Origin of the sequence: Sporosarcina ureae (assembly GCF_002101375.1) — a bacterium.
GTDB lineage: Bacteria > Bacillota > Bacilli > Bacillales_A > Planococcaceae > Sporosarcina > Sporosarcina ureae_B.
Map to the genome: position 1 here is coordinate 903,935 of NZ_CP015207.1, position 11,066 is coordinate 915,000.

The 11,066-nt window shown below is 46.3% G+C and carries 5 protein-coding genes, 20 tRNA genes, 2 rRNA genes and 1 pseudogene (1 of these 28 cut by a window edge); 2 read left to right on the plus strand and 26 right to left on the minus strand.

The genetic code is table 11. The features are described from left to right. Positions 1–56: 56 nt before the first annotated feature. The 4 genes and pseudogenes from menB to SporoP8_RS04385 form a co-directional block, all read right to left on the minus strand. Complete coding sequence (menB, locus tag SporoP8_RS04370; RefSeq protein WP_029055123.1) at positions 57–875, minus strand: 1,4-dihydroxy-2-naphthoyl-CoA synthase; 819 nt, start codon at positions 873–875, stop codon at positions 57–59. A 20-nt stretch (positions 876–895) separates the two neighbouring features. Next, positions 896–1,720 carry a 2-succinyl-6-hydroxy-2,4-cyclohexadiene-1-carboxylate synthase gene (menH, locus tag SporoP8_RS04375; protein WP_232319205.1) on the minus strand — a complete coding sequence of 275 codons (825 nt, stop codon included), beginning with the start codon at positions 1,718–1,720 and terminating at the stop codon, positions 896–898. 166 nt (positions 1,721–1,886) lie between these two features. Then, positions 1,887–3,431 (minus strand): annotated as a pseudogene (gene menD / locus SporoP8_RS04380) (2-succinyl-5-enolpyruvyl-6-hydroxy-3-cyclohexene-1-carboxylic-acid synthase); the annotation flags it as partial. Beyond that, positions 3,424–4,800, minus strand: a complete 1,377-nt coding sequence (locus SporoP8_RS04385) for an isochorismate synthase (protein WP_085131410.1) — start codon at positions 4,798–4,800, stop codon at positions 3,424–3,426. The gene SporoP8_RS04385 and the pseudogene menD, both read right to left, overlap by 8 nt. Before the next feature lie 237 nt (positions 4,801–5,037). Between SporoP8_RS04385 and SporoP8_RS04390 the strand changes: the two genes are divergently transcribed. Both SporoP8_RS04390 and SporoP8_RS04395 read left to right on the plus strand, forming a co-directional pair. After that, positions 5,038–5,949, plus strand: a complete 912-nt coding sequence (locus SporoP8_RS04390; RefSeq protein WP_085131411.1) for a 1,4-dihydroxy-2-naphthoate polyprenyltransferase — start codon at positions 5,038–5,040, stop codon at positions 5,947–5,949. Positions 5,950–6,097: 148 nt separating this feature from the next. Then, on the plus strand, positions 6,098–6,847 hold the full coding sequence (locus tag SporoP8_RS04395; RefSeq protein ID WP_232319206.1) for a TraR/DksA C4-type zinc finger protein: 750 nt from the start codon (positions 6,098–6,100) through the stop codon (positions 6,845–6,847). A gap of 275 nt (positions 6,848–7,122) precedes the next feature. Here SporoP8_RS04395 and SporoP8_RS04400 read toward each other — a convergent pair. The 22 genes from SporoP8_RS04400 to SporoP8_RS04505 all read right to left on the minus strand — a co-directional run. After that, positions 7,123–7,194 (minus strand) — tRNA-Glu (locus SporoP8_RS04400). A 7-nt stretch (positions 7,195–7,201) separates the two neighbouring features. Further along, positions 7,202–7,292 (minus strand) — tRNA-Ser (locus tag SporoP8_RS04405). Positions 7,293–7,299: 7 nt separating this feature from the next. Next, a tRNA-Asn gene (locus tag SporoP8_RS04410) sits at positions 7,300–7,374 on the minus strand. Position 7,375: 1 nt separating this feature from the next. Continuing rightward, positions 7,376–7,452, minus strand: a tRNA-Ile gene (locus tag SporoP8_RS04415). 4 nt (positions 7,453–7,456) lie between these two features. Then, positions 7,457–7,530: transfer RNA gene (locus SporoP8_RS04420), tRNA-Gly, on the minus strand. A gap of 5 nt (positions 7,531–7,535) precedes the next feature. Further along, positions 7,536–7,611: transfer RNA gene (locus SporoP8_RS04425), tRNA-Phe, on the minus strand. Between the two features lie 47 nt (positions 7,612–7,658). After that, positions 7,659–7,734, minus strand: a tRNA-Asp gene (locus tag SporoP8_RS04430). A 1-nt stretch (position 7,735) separates the two neighbouring features. Next, positions 7,736–7,810, minus strand: a tRNA-Met gene (locus tag SporoP8_RS04435). Positions 7,811–7,900: 90 nt separating this feature from the next. After that, positions 7,901–7,993 (minus strand) — tRNA-Ser (locus SporoP8_RS04440). 15 nt (positions 7,994–8,008) lie between these two features. Then, positions 8,009–8,085: transfer RNA gene (locus tag SporoP8_RS04445), tRNA-Ile, on the minus strand. A gap of 6 nt (positions 8,086–8,091) precedes the next feature. Beyond that, positions 8,092–8,165 (minus strand) — tRNA-Met (locus SporoP8_RS04450). A 26-nt stretch (positions 8,166–8,191) separates the two neighbouring features. Further along, a tRNA-Ala gene (locus tag SporoP8_RS04455) sits at positions 8,192–8,267 on the minus strand. A gap of 6 nt (positions 8,268–8,273) precedes the next feature. After that, positions 8,274–8,350: transfer RNA gene (locus tag SporoP8_RS04460), tRNA-Pro, on the minus strand. A 31-nt stretch (positions 8,351–8,381) separates the two neighbouring features. After that, positions 8,382–8,458 (minus strand) — tRNA-Arg (locus SporoP8_RS04465). Between the two features lie 16 nt (positions 8,459–8,474). Further along, positions 8,475–8,563 (minus strand) — tRNA-Leu (locus SporoP8_RS04470). A gap of 16 nt (positions 8,564–8,579) precedes the next feature. Continuing rightward, positions 8,580–8,651, minus strand: a tRNA-Gly gene (locus SporoP8_RS04475). A gap of 8 nt (positions 8,652–8,659) precedes the next feature. Continuing rightward, positions 8,660–8,741, minus strand: a tRNA-Leu gene (locus SporoP8_RS04480). A gap of 22 nt (positions 8,742–8,763) precedes the next feature. Continuing rightward, a tRNA-Lys gene (locus SporoP8_RS04485) sits at positions 8,764–8,839 on the minus strand. An 8-nt stretch (positions 8,840–8,847) separates the two neighbouring features. Further along, positions 8,848–8,923 (minus strand) — tRNA-Thr (locus SporoP8_RS04490). 13 nt (positions 8,924–8,936) lie between these two features. Then, positions 8,937–9,012 (minus strand) — tRNA-Val (locus SporoP8_RS04495). Positions 9,013–9,101: 89 nt separating this feature from the next. Next, positions 9,102–9,217, minus strand: a 5S ribosomal RNA gene (rrf, locus tag SporoP8_RS04500). A 271-nt stretch (positions 9,218–9,488) separates the two neighbouring features. Then, positions 9,489–11,066: ribosomal RNA gene (locus SporoP8_RS04505) — 23S ribosomal RNA — on the minus strand (it continues 1,351 nt past the right edge of the window).

An 11,066-nucleotide genomic window follows, 5' to 3' on the forward strand; every position in this document is an offset into this window, starting at 1 on the left:
TCCAATTAAAAGTAACGTAATGAAAAAGCTGCCTAAGTTAGGCAGCTTTCATTTATTTAAGGGAAACGTGGGAATTGATCGAAGTCCGGTTTACGCTTTTCTTTAAACGCGTCGCGTCCTTCTTTCGCTTCATCCGTTGTGTAATAAAGCAATGTAGCGTCTCCAGCCAGTTGCTGAAGTCCAGCCAAGCCGTCTGTATCTGCATTCATTGCCGCTTTCAGGAAGCGAAGTGCAGTTGGACTCTTGCCTAGCATTTCTTCACACCATTGAACGGTTTCGTCTTCTAGCTGCTCATAAGGAACCACAGTGTTGACTAAGCCCATATCGAGTGCTTCTTGCGCGTCATATTGACGACATAAGTACCAGATCTCACGTGCTTTTTTATGGCCAACAATGCGTGCAAGGTATCCTGAACCATATCCTGCATCAAATGAGCCTACAGTAGGCCCTGTTTGTCCGAAACGTGCATTGTCTGCAGCAATCGTCAAGTCACATACTACATGTAACACGTGACCGCCACCGATTGCGTATCCTGCTACCATTGCAACAACTGGTTTTGGAATAACGCGAATCAAACGTTGAAGATCTAAAACGTTCAAACGTGGAATTTCGTCGTCTCCAACATACCCACCGTGACCACGAACAGATTGATCGCCACCAGAGCAGAACGCTTTCTCTCCTTCACCAGTTAACACGATCACTCCAATTCTCTGATCATCTCTTGCACGTGAAAATGCATCGATTAGTTCCATTACTGTTTTAGGACGGAATGCATTGCGCACTTCCGGACGATTAATCGTGATTTTTGCGATACCATTGTACATTTCGTACTTGATATCATCATATGTACGAAGCGTTTCCCATTGACGGGTCATAATAAATTCCTCCTCTAGTTTTACACTGTTTTCAGAAAGCTCTTTATCATTGTAGCAAATTGTTGAGGTTTTTCCACGTGAATTGCATGCCCTGCATTTTTTATCGTTTCGTGCCGGGCATTTGGCAGGTTTTTCATCATTTCCTGTGCAATAGTTTCAAATTTCTCGTCTTCACTTCCGGTAACTAATAATACAGGTAATGAAAGTTGCTCAAGCGTCTGCCAGTATGAAGGCTGACTGCCCGTTCCAATCCCACGTAAACTGTTTGCCAGACCGGTTGGCCGTTGACAGAGGCGTTCATTGCGCACTGCTTGTCGTTGTGATTCAGACAGTTTCTTTTGTGTATGAAATAACGGAATCTCCTGCCAAAAGTCGACGAATTCTGGCATTCCTTGTTGTTCTATCTTATCTGCAAGCTTATTATCTGCGGTACGCCGTGCGAGTCGTTGTTCTGATGTACGCAAGCCTGGTGAACTGCTCTCAAGCACCAGACTCGTTACTTTTTCAGGATATGTTGCAGTATAGCCTAGTGCAACACGCCCACCCATCGAGTAGCCCAGCAAAATCGGCTTCTCAATTTCAAGCTTCTGTAAGACTTCATACAAATCCTTTATTTGTTCTTCCATCTTGTAGCGAGTAATCGTTTCGGGTGCCTCTGTCTTGCCATGTCCGATTAAATCAATCGCGACAACATGATAATCCGTCACAAGCTGTTCAATCGTTTCCTGCCAAGTAGCTGTCGAGCCTGTAAAACCATGCAACATGACAATTGGCGGCAAGAGTTCATCTCCGTATCGTGCAATGTGCGTTTCAATGCCTCTGATCGTCAATAGTTCAGTCGTCAATGCGTTCCACCTTCTTCGCGATTTCCCGCCACACAGAGCGATGAGCTTCCACATTGTCTGCACGCACTGTTGCCACTTCAATAATTCGTAGATTAGTCCTCTTATCGGTTTGCATTGCCTGTTCGAATGCTTGTATCGTATCTACCGCATCATACTGCGCTTCATACATTGCTGCGATATGATGGAATGTTAAATTTGTGGGGGTTCCAAATAATTGCTCATAATGGTGTTCAATAGACGCTTGCGGTAAATAGGAAAATATCCCGCCACCGTTGTTATTAATCAGAACGATTGTCAAATCGGTTTGCTGTAAACGGGAAATAATCAATCCGTTGATATCATGCAAAAAAGCTAAATCTCCAATCAATAAATAGGTCTTGCGTTTACGCCCTTCTTGAATACCTAGAGCAGTCGAGACTACCCCGTCAATCCCATTTGTTCCTCTATTGCAGAACAATGAAATATCGCGGTTTGTCTTTTGGAAATGCGTATCCACATCTCGAATCGGCATACTGCTGCTACAGACTACATCCGATCCATCCGGTAAGTTGGCAATGAATTGACGAACGAAGTGACCTTCGTCTTGATTGAAATGTTCATCGTCATTCATGACATCTGTGGAAATTTGATTGGCTTCAGTCCACTGTTTCGTATACTTTGTTCGCTCACGTGGTAGATATATTTGCTGCCACATACTCTCTGCACTCACTTGTAAATGATGGGTAGTCAGACCAATCGGATCACGATAGTTTGGTGAGTCATCGATCACGATATACGTTTCTGGACAACTCTTCTTCAAAAACAACAATAATGGTTTAGAGATGGGTTGCGGGCCGAATCGTATGACGCAATCAGGTCGCACTTTTTCGACAAACACTTCACTTTTCAGTAACGCATCATACTGATCAATACAAAGATCGTTACAATCTGAAGGCACTTGTGAGCGCAGATTGGACAGTGGATCGCATAGTACGGGCCATTGAAGCGCTTTAGCAAAGTCCCAGAAACAGTTCTTATCTAAAGTTGTCGCTAGCTCGCCCATAACGAGTATGCCTTTTTTCGATTGTGTAATGGCCGTTTCGAGTACTCTTGCCATTTCTTCTGTTACAGCCAAGTTCCCTACCAACTGTTGCTGGAATCGACTGACTTGCGCAGTTGCTTGTAAATCAATAAGTAACGGCTCTCGAAACGGTACATTTAAATGAACAGGTCCTTGTGGTGCAGTTTTCGCAACGGAAAGTAGTCTAACGGCACGTTGTTCCATATATCGTAAAATGTCTTCTCGATTTTCAGGCACAGGGAAATCGACACTATCTTTAACGTGCTCTCCGAACATGCGAATTTGATCGATTGCTTGTGGAGCACCGACTTCACGTAATTCATGCGGACGGTCCGCTGTGATGACGATCAACGGCAATCTTGCATAAAAAGCTTCTGTCACTGCAGGATGATAGTTCGATGCAGCTGTTCCTGATGTACATAGTAAAATCACCGGTTGTCCAGTCGCCTTCACTAATCCAAGTGCGTAAAAAGCTGCGGAGCGCTCATCGGTATGCATATAGGTCTGCATACCCTCAGAGTTCGTTAGCGCATACGCGAGTGGTGTTGATCTGGATCCGGGACTAATAACCGCTCTATTGGCTCCTTGCCGTATAAGAGCATCTGTTAAACGAAGCACATAACTCGTTAATCCTGTTTCATGATCATTCATGTAAACGGCCTCCGAGCGCGCGTAACACGGGACGGAATTTCACCCATGTTTCCGCATATTCTTCCGTTGGTGTAGAATCGGCTACAATACCTCCGCCAGCATATAAATATGCCTCATTGCCAGTTAGCAGTCCAGACCGAATGGCCACTGCAAACTCTCCATTACCCGCAGAATCCGCCCAACCAATCGGCCCGGCATAAAAGCCACGGTCCATTTGCTCTTCTTCGCGAATGATTTCGAGCGCTTTCTGACGTGGAACTCCACCTAGAGCAGGCGTTGGATGAAGTGCTTCTACTAGACGGAATATATCCTGATCCTTCGCAAGCTCGCCTTCAACCGGTGTGAATAAATGCTGTATATCTCGTACTTTCAAAAGCTTTGGTGTTTTATTGACTTGTAGTGATGTGCAAAAACCCGAGAAGACTTGCGTAATCATATCGACTACATATTGATGTTCTTCACGGTTTTTCTTATCTCGTAACAACACTTCCCCAAGTCGCTGATCTTCTTGAGCCGTTTTTCCGCGTTCAATAGAACCCGCTACACAAGCTGAATACGCATGTCCCTTATAAATTTCAACCAATCTCTCTGGCGTTGCACCGAAGAACATTTCCTTCCCAATTTGCAGACCAAAGTGATAACTAGCAGACTGTTCATTCGTAATCGTATGCAACGCAGCAGCCTTTTGGAATTCTTCTTCGAACGTCAGTTTAATTTTACGTGCAATGACTACTTTCTCTGCCTCTTGCGCTTTAATATGCGATGTCACGTGCTCTACAGCGTCCATATAGCGGTCCGTAGCCAATTCTGTCTGCTTGATTACGCTCGGCTTTCCTTGGAACGTGAATTCGTCAACCTGTGCAATATGAATCAAGCGGTCACGTTCTTGACGCAACGCTTCAAAGTCTGCTGCGGTTTGCGGTTCATCCGTAATATAATTAATCGATACATACGTTTTACCTTTTTCGATTTTCAGTTGGAATAAAGGCACAGTAAAATAAGCAGCTGGAAAAGCGTTCCACTCATCGTCTTGGCGGGTGTGAGGATCAAAAGAAAACCCTCCAAACAACACCGGATCGACATCTTTTTCTTCCTTAATCAAACCTTCACATAACGTTGCCCATTGTGAAGAAATCGACTGAAAACGATCCTTCTCCGCTGTTAGAACTGTAGCCTGACCCAAACCGACAAGTTTTACTGTCTTGTCTGCATTTTGCCAGAAGAAACGATGCTCACCATAATGTGAAAAGCCTGCTTCAAAAAAAGCAAGCGGACTAAGCGTTTCCACTTCCAATGTTTCCGTAAAAAAACGAGATTCAGCGCCTGTTGCCGGAACCGTCTTCTCTCGATCGGTCAATTTCCGAATCATCCCACTCTCTCCTTCTCATCGTGCAATATGTTTTTCGACAATTTACGCTCAGACTTCATTTCTCTGAACAATAAGTACCTCTATTCTAGCACATTGGACGCTGTACTTAATATATAATGTCTCGCTGTATAGGAGCGCATTCGACAATTATATTTTGCAGTCATCTCTTCTTACCTAACTGCTTGTTTTTGTTGTATACTATCAGATGATGATTACATATATAAGGAGAGATTACCCGTGCAACACACAATAGAAACCGATACCGGCTGGCGAGTTTGGTGGCAGCTAACGCGCCCACACACATTGACTGCTGCTTTTGCACCTGTCTTTTTAGGGACCATGATTGCGTTACAATACGGACCACTTCATTTCCCGTTATTTTTAGCGATGCTTGTAGCAAGTTTATTTTTACAGATGGCTACGAATATGTTCAATGAATACTATGATTTCAAACGAGGACTCGACGATGAACACTCGATCGGTATTGGCGGTACGATCGTCCGGAACGGCGTACAACCAAAAACCGTATTAAATTTAGCACTCATTCTGTATGGCTTATCTGTTCTCCTAGGCATTTACATTTGCATGGAAACTTCTTGGTGGCTTGCCGTCGTAGGTTCTGTTGCCATGCTGATTGGCTATTTGTATACTGGCGGACCCTATCCGATTGCTTATACCCCATTCGGCGAGCTGGTTTCTGGATTTATTATGGGCATGCTATTAATTTTAATTGCATTCTATATTCAAACAGGAACTGTCACTGGCAATGCCATATTGCTTTCTGTACCGAGCATGCTTTTAGTAGGTGCGATTATGTTAGCAAACAATATTCGGGATATTGTACAAGATACTAAGGGTGGCAGAAAAACCATGGCAATTCTTATAGGTCGAAATAATGCTGTAACGATATTGGCAATGTTTTTCATCGTGTCGTATGGATGGATCATTGCACTTGTCGTGACAGGTCATGTGTCTGCATGGGCATTACTCGTACTACTGAGTATTCCCAAACCGTTACATGCTACGAAAACCTTCCGAAAGTATGAACAACCTATTCAAGTCATGCCTGCGATGAAGGATACTGGCGTTACCAACACGCTGTTTGGCCTGCTTCTCGGTATCGGCATTCTCATCGCTCACTTCATCTGAATAAACTATCTCCACAACGTCCACACTGAAAAAGGTGGACGTTTTTTTGTTGTAGAGGTTTACTATAGCTTGTAAACAGGGAAAGACTGAAATAAGAAAGCTTTCTCGGACTTTATCGGTCAACTAAGAAAGCCACATAGAAAGGGTCGTGACTATATTGTTAACAACTAAACAAATTCAACAACTCGAAAAAGAATTACGAGCTATGGAAGAACGTTTGACTGAAACAGAAAACGAGACGGAGATTGTAAAGACTGCACAAGAAGATGTAGGCGAATTATCCATGTATGATAATCACCCCGCTGATATGGGAACAGAATTATATGAGCGTGAAAAGGACATGGCACTCAATACACACGCAGAAGGTGAGCTAGAAAAAGTTCAGAACGCGCTACAAGCCATGCAGGACGGCACTTATGGCAAATGTGAAGTCTGTGGTAAGGAAATACAATTTGAGCGCTTAGAAGCAATCCCTTACACGACTGTGTGTATTGATGACGCGAAAAAAGATGTTCCAACTGATCGACCGGTTGAAGAGGATTTATTAATCATGGCAGATCCTAATTCATTTGCAGCACGAAGGGAAGGAGACGCAATAGATTACGAAGATAGCTTCCAGGAAATCGCACAATCAGGAACATCTGAAACACCTTCAGACTTCTCAGGCAATAAAAATCGAGACTACGGTGATCTGTACGATGAAGAAAATGAAGATAGTGTAGAAGAATACGAAGAGTTTGCAGTGTCTGACATTACCGGTGAACCAGCTGGGTTTGTACGCACTGCAGAAGCGATAGAATATGAAGAGGAGTTGGATGTGGAAGGGATTGAATCACCATTAGGTGACATCCCTTATAAAGAAAGTGACAGCTATATTGATGCAGAGAAAGATAAGTAATTAAAAAAAGAGTAAGTCCCACATGCGTTCATTGTAGGGCTTACTCTTTTGCATGTACTTTCGTTCCTTAACTTCACTAGCCGTTGCGTACTATCAAGTACCAGTTTGAGGACAGATAGCAGTAGCGTGACAACTTTTTCAAATAGCAGTGCATAAATTGTCAACACGACTCTACACTATTGCAAAGCCTTGTACTCCCCTCAGCTGCTTCCTACATAACTTATATCGGATAATAGAAAAAGGTATTGCACAGTTGTGCAATACCTTTTTATGTATGACCCCTACGGGATTCGAACCCGTGATACCGCCGTGAAAGGGCGGTGTCTTAACCGCTTGACCAAGGGGCCAAAATTATGGCGGAGAAGGAGGGATTCGAACCCTCGCACCGCTTTCGCGATCTACACCCTTAGCAGGGGCGCCTCTTGAGCCACTTGAGTACTTCCCCATAAAAATGGCTCCGCAGGTAAGACTCGAACTTACGACCGATCGGTTAACAGCCGATTGCTCTACCACTGAGCTACTGCGGAATGGTGGGCCTAAGTGGACTCGAACCACCGACCTCACGCTTATCAGGCGTGCGCTCTAACCAGCTGAGCTATAGGCCCCTATTGGAGCGGGTGGGGAGAATCGAACTCCCATCATCAGCTTGGAAGGCTGAGGTTTTACCACTAAACTACACCCGCAATTATGGTGGCTCAGGACGGAATCGAACCGCCGACACAAGGATTTTCAGTCCTTTGCTCTACCAACTGAGCTACTGAGCCACATTTGTTACTTCCATAAAGACGCTTTTCTAAGCGTATGTATAAAATGGCGGTCCCGACGGGAATCGAACCCGCGATCTCCTGCGTGACAGGCAGGCATGTTAACCGCTACACCACGGGACCTTGGTTGCGGGGACAGGATTTGAACCTGTGACCTTTGGGTTATGAGCCCAACGAGCTACCACTGCTCCACCCCGCGACAATGCAAATGTTTCTTTATTAAGAACTTAACGCCTTTATTATCTTAACATAACTACTTAGTAAAGTAAAGCTAATGTTGAAGAAAATATGGCGGAGGAAGAGGGATTCGAACCCCCGCGGGCTTTAACACCCCTGTCGGTTTTCAAGACCGATCCCTTCAGCCGGGCTTGGGTATTCCTCCGTAAAATAAATAATCTGGTGGACCTTGCAGGACTCGAACCTGCGACCGGACGGTTATGAGCCGTCTGCTCTAACCAACTGAGCTAAAGGTCCTTAGGATAGCGGCGGAGGGATTTGAACCCCCGACCCTACGGGTATGAACCGTATGCTCTAGCCAACTGAGCTACGCCGCTGCAATTAGTCAGTCATGTAAATTTATTGGTGGAGCCTAACGGGATCGAACCGTTGACCTCCTGCGTGCAAGGCAGGCGCTCTCCCAGCTGAGCTAAGGCCCCAATAAGTGGTCGGGAAGACAGGATTCGAACCTGCGACCCCTTGGTCCCAAACCAAGTGCTCTACCAAGCTGAGCTACTTCCCGACTATATGCAATAGTGATTTCATTTAAAATATGGCGCGCCTGGCAGGAGTCGAACCCACAACCTTCTGATCCGTAGTCAGACGCTCTATCCAATTGAGCTACAGGCGCATTCTATAAAATTAATTGGTGCCGAGAACCGGAATCGAACCGGTACGGTAGTCACCTACCGCAGGATTTTAAGTCCTGTGCGTCTGCCAGTTCCGCCACCCCGGCAAGAGTGGAAATTAAAAGCGGAAGACGGGATTCGAACCCGCGACCCCGACCTTGGCAAGGTCGTATTCTACCACTGAACTACTTCCGCATAAGAAATGCGGGTGAAGGGAGTCGAACCCCCACGCCCGAAGGCACTAGATCCTAAGTCTAGCGTGTCTGCCAGTTCCACCACACCCGCGATATGTTTCGGCAAAAAATAATGGTGAGCCGTACAGGATTCGAACCTGTGACCCTCTGATTAAAAGTCAGATGCTCTACCAACTGAGCTAACGGCTCGTACTAAGTGGTGCCGGCGAAAGGACTTGAACCCTCAACCTACTGATTACAAGTCAGTTGCTCTACCAGTTGAGCTACACCGGCAGGTGTAGAAATATGGTGGAGGATGACGGGCTCGAACCGCCGACCCCCTGCTTGTAAGGCAGGTGCTCTCCCAGCTGAGCTAATCCTCCTGGGTATAATGTTAATTTAGTATGTTCTTATTCTTTTTGATCACTAGATTATGTATAAAACATTCAGCATCGATCGTTAGAAAAGAATTGCCTGGCGACGTCTTACTCTCACAGGGGGAAACCCCCAACTACCATCAGCGCTGAAGAGCTTAACTTCCGTGTTCGGTATGGGAACGGGTGTGACCTCTTCGCCATCGTCACCAGACTATGTATCCTCGTTCTTGAGGACATTTATTATTATAACACTTGTTATACTTAATGCAAGCATTATTTTAAATATTTTTTCGAGTAAAGCTTGTTCACTCAAAACTGTATAAAAGACATTGATGTAGTTCAAGTAACTACTTTTTAGTTTGTCCAGCCTCAGCGGCCAGATGCTCGGGTCATAAGTCAAAGCTACTGCGTGGCAGAAAACGCCACTTCGCATCTTCGCCTTATACCAGTCGCATCTAGGCGGCCACTTCGGCTTTTCATAATAGGTTAAGTCCTCGATCGATTAGTATCTGTCAGCTACATACGTCGCCGTACTTACACCCCAGACCTATCCACCTCATCATCTTTGAGGGATCTTACTTACTTGCGTAATGGGAAATCTCATCTTGAAGGGGGCTTCATGCTTAGATGCTTTCAGCATTTATCCCGTCCATACATAGCTACCCAGCGATGCCTTTGGCAAGACAACTGGTACACCAGCGGTATGTCCATCCCGGTCCTCTCGTACTAAGGACAGCTCTCCTCAAATTTCCTGCGCCCGCGACGGATAGGGACCGAACTGTCTCACGACGTTCTGAACCCAGCTCGCGTGCCGCTTTAATGGGCGAACAGCCCAACCCTTGGGACCGACTACAGCCCCAGGATGCGACGAGCCGACATCGAGGTGCCAAACCTCCCCGTCGATGTGGACTCTTGGGGGAGATAAGCCTGTTATCCCCGGGGTAGCTTTTATCCGTTGAGCGATGGCCCTTCCATGCGGAACCACCGGATCACTAAGTCCGTCTTTCGACCCTGCTCGACTTGTAGGTCTCGCAGTCAAGCTTCCTTATGCCTTTGCACTCTGCGAATGATGTCCAACCATTCTGAGGAAACCTTTGAGCGCCTCCGTTACTCTTTAGGAGGCGACCGCCCCAGTCAAACTGTCCACCTGACACTGTCTCCTGCCCGGATCACGGGCAAGGGTTAGAAGTCCAATACAGCCAGGGTAGTATCCCACCAATGCCTCCTCCGAAGCTAGCGCTCCGGAATCCAAGGCTCCTACCTATCCTGTACAGGCTGCACCGGAATTCAATATCAGGCTACAGTAAAGCTCCACGGGGTCTTTCCGTCCTGTCGCGGGTAATGCGCATCTTCACGCATATTATAATTTCACCGAGTCTCTCGTTGAGACAGTGCCCAGATCGTTACGCCTTTCGTGCGGGTCGGAACTTACCCGACAAGGAATTTCGCTACCTTAGGACCGTTATAGTTACGGCCGCCGTTTACTGGGGCTTCAATTCAGAGCTTCGCTTGCGCTAACCCCTCCTCTTAACCTTCCAGCACCGGGCAGGCGTCAGCCCCTATACGTCATCTTACGATTTTGCAGAGACCTGTGTTTTTGCTAAACAGTCGCCTGGGCCTATTCACTGCGGCTCTCTCGGGCTATTCACCCTACCAGAGCACCCCTTCTCCCGAAGTTACGGGGTCATTTTGCCGAGTTCCTTAACGAGAGTTCTCTCGATCACCTTAGGATTCTCTCCTCGCCTACCTGTGTCGGTTTGCGGTACAGGCACCTCCCGCCTCGCTAGAGGCTTTTCTTGGCAGTGTGAAATCAGGGACTCTGGAGATTAATCTCCTCGCCATCACAGCCTAGTGTTATATGAGAACGGGATTTGCCTCGTTCTCCACCTCACTGCTTAGACACACAACCAACTGTGTGCTCACCCTATCCTACTGCGTCCCCCCATTACTCAAACGGCGGGGAGGTGGTACAGGAATATCAACCTGTTGTCCATCGTCTACGCCTATCGGCCTCGACTTAGGTCCTGACTAACCCTGAGCGGACGAGCCTTCCTCAGGAA